Source organism: Pedobacter sp. V48, from assembly GCF_000523515.1.
In the GTDB taxonomy this organism is placed as follows: domain Bacteria; phylum Bacteroidota; class Bacteroidia; order Sphingobacteriales; family Sphingobacteriaceae; genus Pedobacter.
This window is the reverse complement of the sequence record NZ_AWRU01000008.1, coordinates 176,229-195,516: the sequence shown is the minus strand read 5'-3', so window position 1 is coordinate 195,516 and position 19,288 is coordinate 176,229. Positions and strand designations below refer to the sequence as shown.

Here is a 19,288-nt window from a genome sequence, read left to right as displayed (position 1 = left end):
ACGGGTTTACTTAAGAAATACAATATCGTTATTTATAGTTGTAATTGAATACAGCACTTTGAGGTAAAGCACCTGTGGCAAATTCAAATTTCTTCTTACCATCAGCACCGAAACAGAAAAACTTACCTGTAGCGGCGTAACCTACAGCGTCTCCAACGTAAACATCATTACTTAGCGGATTTACTGTGATGCCATAAGAGGTCATTACAGCTGTGCCATCTTTGATAAAATCAGCTCCCACCGCACCATTGGATACATTTAAAGTTTTTAAGTAGTTTGTAGGATACGTTCCCTCAACAACTACATAGCCACTATTCCCCGCAATCGTAATTCCAGCAAGGTTAGCATCTAAACCATCAACTTTTTTATCTGTTACGCTACTCAATTTAACCAGTTGAGCTGGAATATCGGCATAATTTCCTTTTACAACGGTAAACAGATCGCCATTTACAGTTGCTGCAATTTTTGTAGAATTAAAACCAACATTGATGTCTAGTTTCTTTGTAAATGTTGTTAGGTCGACCACAGAAACTGATGTGCTATTAGGACTAGGGTAATAAAATTGATCGGAGTTTGTTACATATAATTTGCCATTTACTATTGCCAAACCTTCTAATGCACCACCAACCTGAATTCTTGATTCGATGGCCAGGCTTGCAGTATCAATTTTACTGATGTAACCATCGTAGCCAGACACATATGCTTTGTTTTTATAGAAAGCTACGAAGCGAGGCATAAAATCTTTATTATCATCAAAGAAAGGAATCCTTTTTATTGATTTACCTGTTGCAATGTTAATGACCTCAACATAGGAATCCTGCTTGGTGTCTTTTGCTCCTGTTACAGTGCAATACATTTTACTACCGTATTGTTTTAAATCGCCGGCATCAGTTCCCAAAGGAATTGCATTTTTTAGTTTGAAATAATCTTGTGTTACTTCGTTTTTAGCAATGTCGTAATAAGTAAGCGTACTGTTGTTTGTCCGGCCAAAAGAGCCTTCGCACAATACATACACACCGGCTGTAGAAACCGGCCTATCATTTATTACAGGGAGCCTGTCTTTTTTACAGGATGCTAATCCTAAAACACTACCAAGGATTGCGAACAATGCTGGCTTTCTATAGTTTAGTACTGGTTTATTCATGATTATTGTTTTTATATATTTTTATTAATATCAGTAGTTGAATACTGCGTGTTGTGGTAAAGGGCCAGTTGCAAACTCAAACTTCTTTTTACCATCGGCACCAAAGCAAAATGCTTTTCCGTCTGTTGTACCATTTGCGATGTAAATTTCGTTGCCTACAGGATTAACGGTTATTCCGTAAGCTCCAGAAGTAATGGTATCGTCTGTAATAAACTCCTTACCCACTATACCGGTGCCTACATCAAATGGTTTTATTGATGCTCCCCAATCAAGACTTAAATAGGCAGTATTCCCTGCTATTGCCAATGCCCCTGCGCTGTATTGGTAGTTGCCTGTAACTTCATTTGTTGTACTGTTAATGCGTGTTAAACCTGGTTTGATGTCGGCATAATTACCCCATGAAATTACCAATAAATCTCCATTCCCTGCTGCGGAAATTCTCACGGGATTATGTATAACATCGATATCTTTAGTTTTTGTAAAAGTTCTCAGATCTACAACGGAAACAACATTCTTTTTGCCATCAGGGTGAATCGGATGCTCTGAATTGGTAACATAGATGCTGTTATTTACTACGGCTAGTCCTTCAAGTGCCCCACCCACCGCAACTCTTGAGTTAATAGCTAAAGTTGCTGTGTCTACCCGTGTGATTTTTCCATCATAACCAGACACATAAGCTTTATTTTTGTTAAAAGCAACATAACGTGGCATATATTCGCCGTCAGCATCAAAGAAAGGAATTCTCTTTAATGATTTTCCTGTAGCAACGTCTATCACTTCCAGATAAGAATTTTTACCTCCTTGTATTCCTGAAACTACACAATACATTTTACTGCCGTAGCGCTGTAAATCATTTGCGGTTTCGCCCAATGCATATCCGTTTACTTTTTTAAAGTAATCTTTTTCTGAAGCGCCTGTTTTGATATTGTAGTATGAGATAGCACCATTATTGTTATTCATGGTACCTTCGCACAACATATAAACGCCAATGGTTTCTTTTGGCATTAAAGCTTCAGGTTCATCGCCACCGTTAACTTTATCTTTTTTACAGGCGATGGTTAGCGCCATAAACCCACCTAAAAGGCAAAGTATGAACTTGTTATATTTCATTTTTTAGATAGTTGATTATTACTTCTTTAAATGTAATTTAAGATCTACAGCACCACCAATCTCTGTAGAAATCTCACCAAGCCATCTGGCACGGTCATTCTCTCTATCCGGCTCGTAAGGATTTCCATTTGAATTTTGCGCTGTATAAATTTTAACAAAGTCTATATATTTTAAATTGACTTTATTTCCGCTCTTATCAACAGCCCAATCGAGATCAAAAGAATTATAAGGATCGGTAGTTTCAGTAAGCAGTTTGAAATCTTCAGAACCATTATCTACATAGCCCCATTGAAGCGGTTTATTGGTGATAATATCTCCATCCATAAGCGTATTTTCAAGTAGGGTTCCGGTAAAAGTAAGCTGATCCTGGTTCTTTACCCATTCAGGATAATAATTATTGCTATTGAACATATTTCTTAATATGTCTCCTTCCTTACCCTGGTTGTCCTTCCAATGAATGTCGTCTTTTAAATTTTTGGGATTATAGTAGGTAATGCTATAATTTTTTATGGTTGCAGACTTGCTATATTCGCTTCCAGCTAGTTCAAGCCATTCTCCATCATCTGGCAATCCGTTTCCATTGGAATCGCGCATAACCATAACAATACCTGGTTCAGACCATTCCACGTTTTCGCCATACAATGGATTTCCATAAACTCCAAAATCGGCTCCGGAAATGTTCTCGATAGAATGATCAAATCCAAAAACAATGTATCCTCCGTATCCACCTAAAGACACAAGGCTATTGTAAGCCTGCCCTACGATTTGTTTTGTGGCTTCCATGGTTCCAAAACCTGTATTTATAAACTGGCCAGGGGCAGGTGAATATTCAAATATTTTGCTGATGTATTTGCCACTGGTACCGGTTATTGGGCGAGGTGCGTAAGGCACATCATCATAATAATCTTCGCTTGGCTTAGTACAAGAGCTTAAACACAGTTGAAAAAGTAAAACTGCTGAAAGACCAAGAATTGCGTTGTGATTGAACTTCATTTTTTAATTTAGATATGGTTATTTATATACAAATGCAAAGTGAGCGGGAATATCACCGGTAGTAACCGACCATTTCTTTTTCCCGCTGGGATCAAAACAGTAAAGTGTACCTGGTGAAACATAATTTTTAGCGTCGGTAACCAGAACTTCCTTGGTAATAGGATGTACAGCTATCCCATAAGGAATGGTAATTGATTTCTCTGTTCCGTCAGTAATGAATTTCTGCTTCAGAATTACCTCATCTTTTACATTGAGCATCCCATAGGATAAAGCAAACTTATTGTCGTTATAGCTCCATTCTGATCCATAATAATAGGCGATATCGCCATCTATGGCCAGGTTACTTACGCCAACATCAAAAGTCTTTTTAACCTGGTCTGTCTGTGTATCTATCACAAACATTTTAGAAGGGATATCATAATAATTCCCTCTGGAGGTTACATAAAGATCCCCATATTTATCAGCCTTGATACGATGCAGGTTAATGGCCACATCAATATTTTTGATTATGGTAAATGAATTCAGATCAATCACTGAAACGGTTCTTTCGTAGTTTTTAGGGCTGTACCCTCCCGAGTTGGCAACATATAGTTTTTGCCCTATTATGGCCATTTCCTCCGGCTGTCGGCCTACATCAACTCTTTTTGTTTCTGTTAAAGAAGTGGTATCTATTTCGGCCACAATTCCATTCGGGGCTTTAGGGTCCCCGACCGTACCCAGATAGGCGCTTATATACGCCTTGCCATTATGAAAGGTAACATACCGGCAATTGGTAATGTTAATCTGTTTGATGCGTTTTCCCGTTTTAACATCCATCACCTCAACCTTGTTGGAGATGTTTACCACCACGTATAACTTAGAACCGTAAACACCAATATCATTACCAACATCTCCAAGCCCTTTTATTACTTCGGGGTTAATTTCGCTGTAAATATTTCTTCTATAAATTCCTGTTGTATAATCCAGATAATCCAAAGAGGCCTTATTCATGTTCATATTACCTTCATTTACCAGATAGAATCCTTTAACAGTGGCATTTGGATCTGGTGTAAGCAATGTTTCCTGCTGTTCGGGTATTGGCTTGATATCTTTACGGCAAGACATAACTATGGTGACAGAAGCAACCAGCGTTAGCAGACTTATCGTAGGTATGAACCTGTTTGTTTTCATAGCTTCTAATAATTATACGTTAATGAAAAACGATAATAGCGACCCGGCATTGGATAGTTAGTAACTACCTCATATGCCTGGTTTAGCAGATTATTGACTTCAGCCGTTAATCTGATATCTCTTTTATTAAATTTTGTATTGTAATGAACTGCTACATCATGGGTATACCATGGCATTACATAATTATAAACGTTGTTGGTACTTTGGTTATAGCGCTCACCCGTGTAGAGGTAGCTATAATTCAGCGATATTTTTTTGTAAGTCCCGCTTAGCAAGAACGAGACATTGTGCCACGGTATATAAGGGATTTGATCCTTATAGCTTGGAGACGTTACATCGGCATCAACGGCTTCCTGATAAGTATAACTGATACCTGAGTTAAGCATAAACGCATCACCAATTTGCCAGGCCGACTGAATGTTTACGTCAATACCTTTAATATCTACTAATCCTAAATTCTGTACTGTCCAGATTCCTGAGTTGTTTGGAACGGCAACAATTTTATTTTTTACACGGTTATAGTATACATCCGTCTGCACGGAAATCTGACTGAGGGCCTGGCGTTCGTAGCCTTTGATGTAAGTAAATCCAAGGTCGTATTGTTTGGTATATTCCGGGTCAATAACCCTGTTTCCATAAAATGTAAAATAAAGATCAATCAAGGTTGGCATCCTGAAGATGCTCTTATAAAATGATCGCAATCTGAATTCTTTTTGATCAAAAGGCTGCCAGGAAACCATTACAGTTGGTGTCAGCTCATTTTTGTTTTTTAACGCAGGTCCGCTTTTTACTTTATCATCAACCAATGTACTCAGTAAATTTGCCTGTACATCGAGCTTGTCCAGATGAAATTGTGTAGCCAAAGCGGTAAGCAGGGTATTTCTAGTTGGATAAGCAAATCGATAGAGATCTGCATTAAGATCGTTCAATTGATAATCTGAAGACAACACTACATCCCAGTAATTGTTAATTTTAAACCGGTTAGCCAAAGAAACATAAGCTTCCTGCTCATGGTAGTTGTTTTCTAATAATCCATCTGTGGTAACAATATCCGGATTGAGGTACCTTTTATGATCATTTGAATATTTGGCAGCAACCATAATACTGTAGATTCCAATTTCCTTTTCATAAAAAGCCTGGGCAAAAACATGCTCGTTCCATTGGCGCTGCGAAAAGCCCCATACGTTATTGACTACCGCTCCTGGTAACCCCTGTTCATCCTTATAACCATAAACTTTTATCTTCCATTTGCTGCTATCGGCCATAAAACCGTTTAAAGCAACTTCTAACCGCATACTCTCCATATCGCCATCTCTTCTTACCGCAGTTGTATCATAAACACCGTTGGTAGACCTGAATTTATAACGCCCATTTGCATTTTTATACTCTGCGCTTACAGAACTCGAAATGTGATCTGTGATTTTACTTTGCCATAGTAAAGAAGGATCTATAAGCCCAAATGAACCTCCTTTTATTGAAGCCCTAAGTTTATGGTTCCTTCCATTAGAAAAGTCGGGCTGTTTGGAATTAAGATATAATGAACTACCAGCAGCAAAACCTTTTGCAGATTGAAAAATAGAGCTCTTTTGTCCGTTATATAGTTCTATCTCTTCAATATTATCTAATGAAAATTTACCAAGGTCTACCTGACCATTTTGTGCGTTACCTAATTGCACCCCGTCGTAAAAAACAGCCGTATGGTTTGTGCCCATACTGCGCACATTAATGGTTTTTAAACCCCCAATGCCACCATAATCTTTAAGCTGCACACCCGAAAAGAAACGAACAGCATCAGCTACTGAAAGGCTGTTTAGCTTTTCTAGCTCTGCTCCTGATAATATTTGTAAAGGTGTTGAAGAGGTTTGTCTTTTGGTGATCTTTATTTTTCTGATCTGCACCTCTTTAAGCTGATTAACCTTATTTGCAGAATCTGTAGTCTTGAGTTTTGTTGAATCGGTTTGGGCAAACGACTGAACAGACGTGAACATGCCCAGCCATATAATAGCCAGAAAAGTAAAAAAAATAGAGCCTACGCCTATAACAGCGTTTTTACTTCTTTTCATTTTGTTGTGAGCTTTTTACCCACAGCAAACAGTTAGATCAAGGAAATGAAATACAATAAACAAGCACTCACTCCAAGCTTCAATCCCCGAAAGCTATGAAATATTACCGCTTATGGCAGGTCTTCTGACTTACTTCCGGTAATTCTGCCTTCCCAATCCATAATCCCTTTTAAGGATCAGAAAAAGTGGCCTTGATTTGAACACCGTTATGAAGCTTACAGCTGCGGGACAGTTACGGATTTACACCGTATTCCCTTTTAATCCCGAATAAGCACATCGGGAACCAAAAGCGATGCAAATGTACTTAAATAAATAGCTTGACGCAAGCCTGATTAGTTTTCTATATTAAATCGAATGCTCTTGCATATTGGCAGATCTCGTAATAAGAGTGCGTGTTGAGTTTTTGCTTGATGTTTTTTCTATGTGTTTCGACGGTGCTTGGTGAAATAAAAAGCTTTTCTGCTGTTTCTGAAGAGGATTTGCCTAATGCCATTAAACCCAGTATTTCACGTTCCCGGGAACTTAATTTAGTGAAATGATGGTAATTGTTGCGCAAAAAATTGTTCTCTTCGAGTAAACGTGATGCCTTAACTGCCATATGATGCATCGAATCAATTGGTAAAGCGATTGTTATGACAAGCAATGGCTTGTTTTCCTCGTCCCTGATATAAACCTTTACGCTTGACATATGCCAGTTCCAGTCGCTTGAATTTGAGAAACGAACCTGCTGAAAAAAAGTGCAAAGGTCTTCGTCATTGTTTTGTTCTATCAAACCCAGTATTTTAGGAACATAATCTTTAGCGTCATCGCCGTTGAAATACCTGGTATAATACTCTTCGGCAGTTATTTTGGTAATATCCTCCAGGGAAACGCCAAGCTGCTGGAGCCCTCTTTTAGACATCCAGGCAACAGACCAGTCCCTAAGGTCGTGCAAAATAACAACACCAGGGAGTTCATCTGCTATTGCAGAAATTTTGGTTATAGCATTATCAATCTTACTTTGGATAAGAGCGTTTTTACTCATATTATGAAAGCAACAATAAAGATTGTAATTATCAGTTAAATATACATAGTAATAATATATTAGAGGTAATAAAATACCTAAAACAGGGATTGATTTTGTTGTTTTTTTACCGTTAGTTTGCGCATAAATTAACTGAAAGGAAAAACAGTCCATAATCTCCTTTTATCCTTATATTTATTCCCATTATAATTCTTATTGTGATGATGAAGTTGGTCTCCCTTTTACTTGTTATGGTTAGCCTGAATGCAATGGCTCAGAAAACAGATACTACATTTATAGCGCAATTGATGCGTAAGCACCCGGATCTTTTTGCAGGGGTATTAAACCATCCGCAAAAGAACCAGATCCAGGTTCTTTATACTCAGATAGACAGGGATGCGAAACATAAGCCGGTTTTTAAAACCTATAGCTATAATTTGGACGACCACAGGTACTTTTACCCGGCAAGTACAGTCAAACTGGCAGCCGTAATTTTCGCACTTGAAAAAGTAAATGAACTTAAAATAGCCGGATTTACTACCAAAAGCACTATGATTACAGACAGTTCATATACTGCACAAACCAAAGTCCTCGCTGATAGTACTGCTAAAAATGGACTGCCTTCTATTGAGCATTACATCAAAAAGATATTACTTACCAGCGATAATGATGCATTTAACCGATTGTTTGAGTTTATTGGTCGCGCTGAAATTAACAGCAAACTGAAGAAATACGGTTTTAACAACAGCCGTATCTTAAACCGGTTGGCTATAGGTGATGCGGGCGAACCGGCAAAACACACCAATCCTATTAAATTCTACAACGGAGATAAACTGGTATATAGCCAGGCCGAAAAGTACGATCCTAAAGAATATGTGCTTTCGTTAACAAATACGATTATGGGTACAGGTTATCTCGACAGTACAGATAAACTGGTAAATACGCCTTTTAACCTTGAAAATAAGAATGCTTTTAGCATTTCTGATCAGCAGGCCATGATGAGGAAACTGATATATCCGGAGGCTTTCCCCATTAAGGAGCGGTTTAATTTAATGCCTGCCGATTACAAACTGATCTATACTTACATGAGCAAATTGCCGACTGAAAGCGACTACCCTGCTTATGACCCTAAAGAGTTTTGGCCAACTTATGCTAAAATGCTGTTCTATGGCAGGAATAAGGATGCTCAAATTGATTCGAACATTAGAATATTTAATAAATATGGCGACTCCTACGGTTTCATTATCGACAATTCGTATGTCGTAGATTTCAAAAATAAGATTGAATTTTTTCTTACAGCCGTGGTTCAATCAAATGAGGATGGCATTTTTAACGACAACAAATACGAATATGATACCGTATGCTTTCCTTTTATGAGAAATCTTGGCCAGACGATTTATGCACATGAGCTGGAAAGGAAACGTAAAAGCGTACCTGACCTTAAAAAATTTAGAATGAAGTATAATTAACTATTCTTCATCTAATAATTGTGCCTTTATATCGTCCAGTTTCTTTGCTTCTTCTTTTGCCAGAACCGGGAATTTAAGGTTTAGCTTTTTGAATGTTTCGGCCAGTATATGACTGATTGCCAATCGTGCATACCATTTCTGATCGGCGGGAATAATATACCATGGGGCATTTTCTGTTGAGGTAGCGGTTATTGCTTCCTCATAAGCAGTCATGTATTGTTTCCACAATTTACGCTCTGCGATATCACCTGAAGCAAACTTCCAATTCTTTGCCGGATCATTTATTCTATCCAAAAACCGTTGCTTTTGCTCTTCTTTAGAAACATACAGGAAGATTTTTATGATAACTGTTCCGTTTTCATTTAGGTGTTGTTCAAAATTCCTGATGCTGTCATAACGCTTTTCCCAGAAAGCATTGTCTATCTTTTTTACATCCTGATATCCGGGAATGTTCTCATTAAGTACGTATTCGGGATGTACCTTACAAACCAGCACGTTTTCGTAATGGGAACGGTTATGAATTCCAATCCTCCCCTTTTCAGGCAGAGCCTTATAATGGCGCCATAGAAAATCGTGGTCGTACTCTTCTGAATTTGGAGCCTTAAAACTGTAGACCTGGCAACCTTGTGGGTTCAAACCAGACATCACATGCTGAATGGCGCTATCTTTTCCCGCGGCATCCATCGCTTGAAAAATAATCAATACAGAGCGTGTATTTTCTGCATATAGTGTTTCCTGATCAGCACTTAACTTAAGTTTAATCTCTTCCAGCCTTTCCTTCCCTTMTTCTWKMTCSRRAKTCCCCCTGTAGCGGGTATCATAGTTTTTAAGCGATACTTTTTTTCCGGGTGCTGCCAAATACTGTTCTATTTCATCTTTCATAAGCTACATGTTTAGCTAAATATAGAATAAAACTCAGAAAAAGCGCTGCAGCCTCAGGATGATTTTTATCAAAAAGTACATTTCTTTAATCAAATTGGACAGGTTGCTTAGGTGTTTAATCTTTAAATTTGGTTTGTTCTCCCGATAATAGTTAAACAATTGTGTTTCATGTATAATATGCAGTACTTCTTCAAAAAATCTAATTTAGCTGTGCTAATCCTGCTTACAATCGTCTTGTTATCAGTAAGTGCTCAAGGGCAAACAAAGGCTACTTTTCGAAATTTCAATGATGCTTCTGAACAAGTTACAAAGTTTAGTACGGTTGGAGAAGCCATAGATGCTCATGACGGAGAAATTGCGTTTTTTGAAGGTGTTTATTATTTGTATGGAACGAGTTATGGGTGCGGTTTTCAATGGGGTAAAAAAGAAGCACCTTTTTGTGGATTTAAAACCTATACTTCGACAGACATGTTGCATTGGACAGACAAAGGTTTTTTATTTGATGCCAAGACTCCACTATGGCAGTCGAGGTGTAATGGAAGCACTTATGGCTGTTTTCGCCCGCATGTAATTTTTAACAAAAAGACTTCTTTATATATACTATGGGTCAATGTTTACGACAATGTTTCAGGGTTTCGGGTATTTACCAGTAAAAATCCTGCAGGTCCGTTTACTGAAGTTGCAGAACCAAAATTGGCGGTAAACGCAGACGCTCCTGTCGCTGGATTGAACAATGGTGATCATGATACTTTTGTAGATAAAGATGGGACCGGATATTTGGCCTATACCGATTGGAGATCAAAAGGCACAATCGTGATTGAAAAACTCAGTGATGATTACCTGAGTGGCAGCGGAACGGTTACCAAAGCGATTACACCAGGGCAAACAGAGGCTCCTTCTTTATTTGAAAGAAACGGGATTTATTACCTCACCTACTCAGACCCTAACTGTGGCTATTGCGCCGGAACTGGTACTTCTTACCGAAAGGCAAAAAGGCCCTTAGGACCGTGGTCTGAGGGAATTCAGATCAGTAATAATTCTTGCGGAGGGCAGCCTTCATTTGTTTCACCCATAAAATTAACTTCGGGCATGATCTACCTCTATGGAAGCGATCTATGGAACAATGCTGCAAAAAATGAATCACTTGCTAATTTTTATTGGGCACCTTTAAGTTTTGCGGAGGATGGCTCTATACTTCCGATGGTCTGTCTGAATGAGGTTACGCTTTCGCTGGCAACAGGCAGCAAGGGAAAGCAACAGGCAATTAAGGACGTGGATAATGATACGGGCATTAAAAATTTTAAGGACTTTTGCGACATTAGTCATGAGATTCAACGTGGGCAGGGTTTTAAAGCAAACAGCACAGGAATTCTGAATACCGTTTCGATTACTACATTCCAGAACAATGATCCTGATGCCGATCTGATTATAATGATCTATCAGGCAGACGCTTCTTACTTGCCTGTTGGGAAACCGTTAAAAACCATTAACATCGCTAAAGATTCGGTGAGCTGGTCGCCCTCAAATGTTATCGTTCGTCCAGATATTCGTGTTGTGGCAGGCAACCGCTATGTGTTGGCACTAAAGTCTGCTTCAAAAAAAGGAGCTTATGGGTTCATGTATCATGATGAAGCTACTGAACAAAATGCAGGTGCTTCTTACAGCGCGGATGGGGGTATCCATTATACAATTGAAAAGAATCGTAAAATAAAGCTTTTTACCACCATAAGACGGAAATAAAATCACAATCATAGAACAAGCTGGCTATAACCTTTAACTATTAGGTATTAATAAGTTAATAATCAGCTTATAGCTTAAGGATACTTTAGCTAAGTATGATATCCTTAAAATTACCTGAAGACAGGTGTTATGAAGTGCTAATCTGGGTATTGGTAGCTGTTGGCTTTTTATCCATATTTAATGAAGTGATGGAGCCCGATGGGGCCTTATATGCCAGCATTTCTAAAAATATAATCCTGAGAAACGACTGGCTTAACCTTTATGTACATGGCAAAGACTGGCTGGATAAGCCGCATCTTCCTTTCTGGCTCGCTGCTGCAAGCTTTAAACTTTTTGGGGTATCTGCTTTTGCTTACAAACTCCCTTCCTTTTTAATTAGTTTGATGGGGACATTTTATCTTTATCGTTTTACTACAGATCATTTTAATAGGCAGACTGCGCTAATCAGTGTTATTATATTTCTGACAAGTTTGCACGTATTAATCTCCAATTCTGACGTGAGGGCCGAAGCTTATCTTGCGGCTTTTGTTACAGCGGCCATTTACCATTACGATAAGGCACGTCAAAAATCTTTCTTACATATTGTTGCAGGGTCTTTCTTTGCGGCCTGCGCAGTAATGGTTAAGGGTATTTTTGTCCTGATTCCGGTGTTTGGCGGTTTTATTATTTACTGGGCGCTAACTAAACAATTAAAGGAATKGTTNNWWYCRRGATGRWGGMTTNNMRYTGCACTAATTTTAATTTTTATAACTCCTGAATTATATTCCCTATATGCGCAATTTGACCTGCATCCTGAAAAAACAGTATTTGGGCAGCAAGGGGTATCAGGACTTAGGTTCTTTTTCTGGGATAGCCAATTTGGTCGTTTCTTCAATACTGGCCCAATTAAGGGAAAAGGTGATCTTTCCTTTTTCCTGCACACTACTCTATGGGCATTTTTACCTTGGTCTGTACTGTTTTATGTGGGTATAATCGACTTATTTAAAAAGCGTTATAGAAATGCTCTTCCTCCGGAAACAATTATCATCTGGAGTTCAGCATTTGTTACCTCTTTGTTGTTTTCATTTTCTAAATTCCAGCTCCCTCATTATATACTGGTAATATTCCCCCAGTTTTCGATCATTACTGCCCTATATTTAATAATGATCGGTGAAAAGGGGATCAAAACATTCCTTGTTATACAAAATGTGATCTTCCTGATTGTGGTTTTACTGCTTGGCACGATTGCAGTTTGTTTTAAGTTTCAGTTATATGCTGTGGCGGTTGCGATTTTACTGATTATGGCAATCGGTGCTTTTTTATTATTTAAAGGGGCATCCATTCAAACCATTATCAGTAGAGGTGCAATTTTATCAATTGGAATAATGAGCTTTCTTTATCTGTTCTTTTACCCTTCTGTTTTAAAATACCAGTCGGGCATGGAAGCAGGCAAATGGATTCATAAAAATGATGTAAAAGCGATCCCTGCTGTTTTTAGATATGATCATGCTTTCTCTTTTGATTTTTATGCCAATAGAGAAGTCAAATACCTTTACAATGATACTGATCTTGAAAAAGCAAAAGAGCAAAGAGAAACTGTAATATACACCCACGAATCTGAAATGTCTTATCTTAAAAGCAAATACGATGTGGAAGTACTAAAAAGATTTGAATATTACCACATTACCAAACTGAAAGCAAAGTTTATATTGGCAAAAAACCGCCCCTCGGTTCTGGAGCATTTTTATCTGGTAAAAATTAAATAACAACACAGATGTGATCATCATCGTGATTTCATGAATAATTGGACTCCCAATTTATTATCTTTGTTTATGTTTTGTGATGCATAAAGCCTAAATTCATAGTAATTCCAGATTCTGAGAACTGGCATTTGTGTTCTTATTTTCCTGATTAACAATTGTTTTATAAATCTTTTTTCACTCTCAATTATACGCTAAATAGAATAAAGCAACTTCAAATATCAAATCAACCAGTTTATTAATTAATTGTGTTTATTTGCATTGCAAGTTTTAACACTATTTAACACTAACAGTTTTACGTTTTTTTTCATCTTTATCACATGTTTAAAGAAATTCGCAATAAGTACATCCGTTATTCGAGCATAGTTCTTTTTTGTATCATTATCTTCTTTTGTGCGTTGCAACTTAACTTTTTATGGTTATTTGGTTATTCTCCTTCCTCTAAAGATATAAAAGCCCCTACCCTTCGTGTAGGCTCAGAATTATACACGGCCGACGGTAAATTAATTGGTCGCTATTACAAAGAAAACCGTACCCCGGTAAATTTCAATGAAATAGCACCCAGTGTAATTAATGCACTTGTAGCAACTGAAGACGTACGCTTTTACAGCCACATGGGAATCGATTTTCGTTCCCTATTATCAAGCGGGATATCTACAGCTACCGGTGATAAAAGAGGTGCCAGTACCATTACTCAGCAATTGGCTAAAAACCTTTATCGCACACGTTACAATAAATCGCAAGGACTATTAAGTCATATCCCACTATTGCGCACGCTTATACCTAAGCTTAAAGAATGGCTTACGGCTGTCAAACTGGAATCTAATTATTCCAAAAACGACATCATAACCATGTACCTGAATACCGTTTCTTTTGGGAATAATGCTTATGGAATAAAAACAGCGGCAAGAATATACTTCGACAAGCAGACAAATGAACTGGATATACCGGAATCGGCCTTATTGGTAGGTATGTTAAAAGGTACCAGCTTATACAACCCCATAAAAAATCCGGATAGAGCATTAGAAAGACGCAACGTGGCTTTGGCTCAAATGAATAAATACAACTACATCAATGCTGCACAGCTGGATAGTTTCAAAAACAAACCAATAAAGCTTAAAGAAGGGCGTATTGATGAAGGCAGTGATGGCGATTCTTACCTAAGGGCTGCAGTGGATAAATACTTGGAAAAATGGTGTGAAGATAATGGTTATGACTTGTATGAGGATGGTCTGAAAATATATACCACCATAGATTCTAAACTGCAAAAATATGCAGAAGAAGCTGTTTCAGAACAAATGAAGGTTATTCAGAAAAGGTTTTATAACGTTTGGGGTAAGGAAGATCCATGGGAAGATTCGGAAAAGAAAAAAGTAGATTATCCTGAGCGTGCAAAGAAAAACTTACCCATATATGCGCTTCTTCAAAAGAAATTCAGCAATTCTCCTGATTCGGTAGAGGCTTATTTCAACAAGAAAAAGAAGATGAAAATCTTTACCTGGAAAGGCGATAGAGATACACTCTTTTCAACCATGGATTCCATCAGATATTATGGTAAGATAATGAATACCGGAATGATGACCATGGATCCCTTTAATGGAAAGATTAAAGTTTGGGTTGGCGGTATTGACCATAAGTTTTTTAAATATGACCATGTAAATCAATCTAAAAGACAAGCGGGTTCTACCTTTAAGCCATTTGCTTATTTAGCAGCGTTGGAATCAGGAATGAGTCCGTGCGATAAGTTTACAGACAAACCTGTCCGCATCTCTTATCAGGAAAATGGAAAGACAGAATATTGGGAGCCAAGAAATGCAGACTGGAGCAATAGCTATCGTGAAATGTCGCTACGCTGGGCCATGGCAAAATCAGTAAACACTATTACTGCTCAGGTCACCGAAAAAGTAGGTGCCGAAAACGTGGTAAAATGGGCACATGAATGTGGCATTGACAGCCACCTGGCTTCTGTACCTTCCGTGAGCCTTGGGCCAAATGATGTAACTGTATATGAAATGGTTAAAGCGTATGGAACATTCTTAAATGGAGGAATCAAAACAGAGCCTATCCTTATTGAAAAGGTTACTGATCTGGATGGCAATGTGATTGAAGAATTTAAGCCAAAAACAAAAAGAACACTTACCGAAGAAATAGCCTGGTTAATGCTATACATGCTTAGGGGTGGTATGGAAGAACCTGGTGGAACCTCGCAAGCACTTTGGGAATGGGATCTATGGAAAAACAACAACCAGATTGGCGGCAAAACAGGAACCTCATCTGATTATGTTGATGCCTGGTATATGGGAGTTACTAAGGATCTGGTTACGGGTGTTTGGGTTGGCTGCGACGAGCGTACGGCCCACTTTAAAAACGGTGAAACCGGTGAAGGTTCAAGAACTGCCCTGCCTATTTTTGCGAAATTCATGGAAAAGGTTTACAAGGATCAAAGTACCGGCTATACAATGGGTCCTTTCCCTAAATCGAAGGTTAAAATTACCAGAGATATAGACTGCCCTACGCCTAGATACACTGTTGACACAACAAGTACCGACAGTATGGCTGTAGATTCAACGAATTTTGAGGTTCCTGCAACTGAAGAAGCACAACCTGTTCAACAGGATGTTGTAGTTCCTAAACCTGAAGAAAATAAAACACCTGAACCTACTAAGCCACAGCCAGCTACAGAAGCTCCCCTAACTAAAAAAGAAGAGCGTCAGTTAAAGAGAAAACAGCGTCAGGAAGAAAAGGAAAAAGAAAAAGAGAGAAAGAAAAACGAACAACAGTAGTTTTTAATATTTATAAATTATAACCAATAATAGTCATACTATGATCATGAACTCTACATTTTTGAGAAGGCTAATTCCACTGCTGGTCTTCCTAATGATATCTGTTGTTTCCGTTCAGGCTCAATATTTTGGACAGAATAAGGTGCGGTATAAAAATGAGAAGTTTAAGGTGCTGCAAACTCCACATTTTGAGCTTTATTATTATCTTAAAAATGAAAAGATGATCCAGAAATTCGCGCAGGACGCGGAAACATGGTATAAAATGCATCAGGAGATTTTCAGAGATACATTTCTTAAGAAGAACCCCATCATCCTTTACAACAATCACCCTGATTTTCAGCAGACTACTGCTCTGCAGGGCGAAATTGGGGTGGGTACAGGCGGTGTTACTGAGGCGCTTAAAAACAGGGTAATTATGCCTGTAATGGAGCTGAATAACCAAACCAGACACGTTTTAGGTCACGAGTTGGTTCATGCCTTTCAATATCACATTCTCCTTGAAAAGGATTCTATTGGCCTGGAAAACATCAGTCAGATTCCTTTATGGATGATTGAGGGTATGGCTGAATATTTGTCTGTTGGTAAAACCGACGCTTTTACCTCAATGTGGATGAGGGACGCGTTATTAAACAGAGATATTCCTTCTTTAAAAGACCTTACCAATTCTAACAAATACTTCCCCTATCGTTATGGACAAGCATTCTGGACTTTTGTCGGCTCAGTTTATGGTGATACTACCATTGTTCCTTTGTTTAAAGCTACAGCAAGGTTTGGTTATGAGAATGGATTAAAATATACGTTCGGATATGATGACAATACACTATCCGGATTATGGAAAAATGCAATAGAGTCGCATTATCGTCCAATGTTAAAGTCTGATAGTTCTCAGACCAAGATCAGCGGTACCAAAATTATCGACAACAAGAATGCAGGAAATATGAATGTGGCTCCTGCAATCAGTCCTGATGGAAAATACCTCTGCTTCCTTTCAGAAAAAGACTTATTTGGCATAGATCTCTTTTTAGCGGACGCCAAGACGGGAAAGATAATGCGAAAGTTAAGTAGTCAGGTAGCCAATTCGCATATCGACGACTTTAATTTTCTGGAATCTGCAGGTGCGTGGTCGCCAGACAGTAAGCAGTTTGCCTTTAGTATCTTCAGTAAGGGACGAAATCAGCTAATGGTAATTAATGTTGATAATGGAAGTGTTGCTTTAAGAGCAGATATGTCCAATGTTGAGCAGTTTGGAAACCTTACCTGGTCGCCAAATGGAGATGATATCGCATTCTCCGGAATGGTTGAAGGACAGAGCGATATTTTCACATACAATATTAAAACGAAAACAGTAACTCCGATTACCAATGACGCTTATTCTGATTATGCACCTAGTTATTCTCCAGACGGGAAAAAGCTTGTTTTTTCATCAGACAGAGCTTCAATAATGAAAAACGGCAGCAATGCGGTTCACCCCATTAACCTAACAGTTTATGATATTGAAAGTAAGTCGTTAACAGATATACCTGTTTTCCCAGGTGCGAATAACTTAAATGCACAGTTCTCTGGCGATAGCAAAAGATTATTCTTCTTATCTAACAGAGATGGTTTCAGAAATTTATATGAATACGACCTTGGTGATAATACAGTAAAACAACTTACCGACTACTTTACCGGTATTAGCGGGGTTACTGAGTTTTCACCAGCTATTTCGGTGTCAAGAAACGACGACATCATTTATAGCTACTATCGTTATCAGAGGTATACTTTGTACAACTCTCCTGTCAGCAATTTCAAATCAAAACCAGTTGATGTTAACGAGGTAAATTTCGATGCGGCAATATTACCTCCAATGGAAAACACGGGGGTTGACCTTGTAAATTCTAATCTTGGAAACTTTGAAAAATTTGAAAAGACAGTTGCTGATTCGATGAAACTGGTTCCATACAAACCAAAGTTCAAACTCGATTACCTTGCTAATAGCGGTGTTGGTGTTTCAACAAGCAGATTTGGAACTGGAGTTCAGGGTGGTATTGTTGGGATGTTCAGCGATATTTTAGGTAAAAATCAGATCATAGCCAACTTATCTGTAAATGGCGAAATCTATGATTTTGGTGGTCTTGTAGGGTACATTAATCAGCAAAGCAGAATTAACTGGGGTTTTGCATTGTCACACATCCCATACATTACTGGTTTTAGAGACATCGCGGCAGAACAAATTGATCAGAGTGACGGCAGTAAGCTAGATGTTATAAATGACAGAACAAATCTAATACGGACATTTGAAGATCAGATGCAGTTATTTGGTGCGTATCCTTTTAATAAGGTACATAGATTCGAGCTAGGCGGTGCATTTTCACGTTACAGTTACCGTATAGATCGTATAAGTAACTATTATGATGAAACAGGCTCATATTACCTTGGTTCTGAAAAGAAAAAAATACCAACAGATCAGGCTTCACAGGAATTAGGTATACCATTTAATTCATTTACTATTTTCCAGGCTAATGCATCATTTGTAGGCGACAATTCTATTATGGGAGTTACCTCTCCTCTTGATGGATTTAGATATAGAGTTGGAGCTGAACAATATTTTGGCGATTACAGTTTCTCTGCCATTACGGTTGATTTAAGGAAATATGTGCGCGTTAAACCTTTCACCTTTGCTGCCAGAACTTATAATTACATCAGAATTGGAAGAGATGGTGAGAATCTGTATCCATTGTATGCAGGGTATCCGTACTTAATAAGAGGTTACGAAGCGAACTCTCTGTATAAGAGCAATAATTTAGGAGGAAACTTCGATATCAACCAGTTATCTGGAAGTAAGATTGCCGTGGTGAACTTTGAAGTCCGCCTACCATTTACAGGCCCTAAAAAGTTAGCACAAATACCGTCTAAATTTTTATTTACGGACTTAAACCTATTCTTTGATGCGGGCTTAGCGTGGGACGAAGATTCAAAAGTATCTTTCAAAAGCCAACCTAATGGAGTGTTATTGCCAAACGGCAAACCTGCTGAAAGGGTGCCAGCTTTAAGTGCTGGTGTTTCTGTCAGGGTGAATGTATTTGGCTATTTTGTATTGGAGCCTTATTATGCTTTCCCATTCCAGCGTAAAGATGTTAAAGCAGGTGTATTTGGGTTGACATTTGCCCCTGGTTGGTAAGGTTATTATTTAATAATATGATAAAAAGGTTC

Annotated in this window: 10 protein-coding genes, 2 pseudogenes and 1 riboswitch; of the genes and pseudogenes, 5 read left to right on the top strand and 7 right to left on the bottom strand. The window is 38.3% G+C overall.

Annotation, left to right across the window (positions count from 1 at the left end; genetic code table 11):
* Positions 1-28: 28 nt before the first annotated feature.
* The 6 genes from N824_RS10045 to N824_RS10020 form a co-directional block, all read right to left on the bottom strand.
* Positions 29-1,144: a YncE family protein gene (locus N824_RS10045; protein WP_048905017.1), complete on the bottom strand. Its 1,116-nt coding sequence runs from the start codon at positions 1,142-1,144 to the stop codon at positions 29-31.
* A gap of 30 nt (positions 1,145-1,174) precedes the next feature.
* Positions 1,175-2,254, bottom strand: a complete 1,080-nt coding sequence (locus N824_RS10040) for a YncE family protein (RefSeq protein WP_048905016.1) — start codon at positions 2,252-2,254, stop codon at positions 1,175-1,177.
* Between the two features lie 18 nt (positions 2,255-2,272).
* Positions 2,273-3,247, bottom strand: a complete 975-nt coding sequence (locus N824_RS10035; RefSeq protein ID WP_048905015.1) for a hypothetical protein — start codon at positions 3,245-3,247, stop codon at positions 2,273-2,275.
* Positions 3,248-3,265: 18 nt separating this feature from the next.
* On the bottom strand, positions 3,266-4,417 hold the full coding sequence (locus N824_RS10030; RefSeq protein WP_048905014.1) for a YncE family protein: 1,152 nt from the start codon (positions 4,415-4,417) through the stop codon (positions 3,266-3,268).
* Between the two features lie 5 nt (positions 4,418-4,422).
* A complete protein-coding gene (locus N824_RS10025) occupies positions 4,423-6,480 on the bottom strand; it encodes a TonB-dependent receptor (RefSeq protein ID WP_048905013.1) in 2,058 nt (685 codons plus the stop codon).
* A 96-nt stretch (positions 6,481-6,576) separates the two neighbouring features.
* Positions 6,577-6,783, bottom strand: a riboswitch (cobalamin riboswitch).
* A 37-nt stretch (positions 6,784-6,820) separates the two neighbouring features.
* Positions 6,821-7,504 (bottom strand): response regulator transcription factor, encoded by a 684-nt coding sequence (locus N824_RS10020; protein WP_048905060.1) that lies wholly within the window; start codon positions 7,502-7,504, stop codon positions 6,821-6,823.
* Positions 7,505-7,704: 200 nt separating this feature from the next.
* Between N824_RS10020 and N824_RS10015 the strand changes: the two genes are divergently transcribed.
* The gene (locus N824_RS10015; RefSeq protein WP_048905012.1) at positions 7,705-8,952 is read left to right on the top strand and encodes a serine hydrolase; all 1,248 of its coding nucleotides are present in this window, start codon (positions 7,705-7,707) and stop codon (positions 8,950-8,952) included.
* On the opposite strand, the pseudogene N824_RS10010 reads toward N824_RS10015, so the two are convergent.
* Positions 8,953-9,834 (bottom strand): annotated as a pseudogene (locus N824_RS10010) (polyphosphate kinase 2 family protein). It abuts the gene before it with no gap.
* A 168-nt stretch (positions 9,835-10,002) separates the two neighbouring features.
* On the opposite strand from N824_RS10010, the gene N824_RS10005 reads away from it, so the two are divergent.
* From N824_RS10005 to N824_RS09990, 4 genes and pseudogenes are all read left to right on the top strand, one after another.
* Positions 10,003-11,574: a family 43 glycosylhydrolase gene (locus N824_RS10005; protein WP_235207060.1), complete on the top strand. Its 1,572-nt coding sequence runs from the start codon at positions 10,003-10,005 to the stop codon at positions 11,572-11,574.
* A gap of 95 nt (positions 11,575-11,669) precedes the next feature.
* A pseudogene (locus N824_RS10000) lies at positions 11,670-13,319 on the top strand (ArnT family glycosyltransferase).
* A 314-nt stretch (positions 13,320-13,633) separates the two neighbouring features.
* Complete coding sequence (locus N824_RS09995) at positions 13,634-16,096, top strand: penicillin-binding protein 1A (RefSeq protein WP_048905009.1); 2,463 nt, start codon at positions 13,634-13,636, stop codon at positions 16,094-16,096.
* Positions 16,097-16,136: 40 nt separating this feature from the next.
* Positions 16,137-19,256 (top strand): basic secretory protein-like protein, encoded by a 3,120-nt coding sequence (locus N824_RS09990; RefSeq protein WP_048905008.1) that lies wholly within the window; start codon positions 16,137-16,139, stop codon positions 19,254-19,256.
* The last annotated feature ends 32 nt before the right edge of the window (positions 19,257-19,288 follow it).

Excerpts from the sequence above, each read along its gene's own strand:
- N824_RS10045 (WP_048905017.1), bottom strand. The coding sequence starts at position 1,144 with ATGAATAAACCAGTACTAAACTATAGAAAGCCAGCATTGTTCGCAATC.
- N824_RS10040 (WP_048905016.1), bottom strand. The coding sequence starts at position 2,254 with ATGAAATATAACAAGTTCATACTTTGCCTTTTAGGTGGGTTTATGGCG.
- N824_RS10035 (WP_048905015.1), bottom strand. The coding sequence starts at position 3,247 with ATGAAGTTCAATCACAACGCAATTCTTGGTCTTTCAGCAGTTTTACTT.
- N824_RS10030 (WP_048905014.1), bottom strand. The coding sequence starts at position 4,417 with ATGAAAACAAACAGGTTCATACCTACGATAAGTCTGCTAACGCTGGTT.
- N824_RS10025 (WP_048905013.1), bottom strand. The coding sequence starts at position 6,480 with ATGAAAAGAAGTAAAAACGCTGTTATAGGCGTAGGCTCTATTTTTTTT.
- N824_RS10020 (WP_048905060.1), bottom strand. The coding sequence starts at position 7,504 with ATGAGTAAAAACGCTCTTATCCAAAGTAAGATTGATAATGCTATAACC.
- N824_RS10015 (WP_048905012.1), top strand. The coding sequence starts at position 7,705 with ATGATGAAGTTGGTCTCCCTTTTACTTGTTATGGTTAGCCTGAATGCA.
- N824_RS10005 (WP_235207060.1), top strand. The coding sequence starts at position 10,003 with ATGTATAATATGCAGTACTTCTTCAAAAAATCTAATTTAGCTGTGCTA.
- N824_RS09995 (WP_048905009.1), top strand. The coding sequence starts at position 13,634 with ATGTTTAAAGAAATTCGCAATAAGTACATCCGTTATTCGAGCATAGTT.
- N824_RS09990 (WP_048905008.1), top strand. The coding sequence starts at position 16,137 with ATGATCATGAACTCTACATTTTTGAGAAGGCTAATTCCACTGCTGGTC.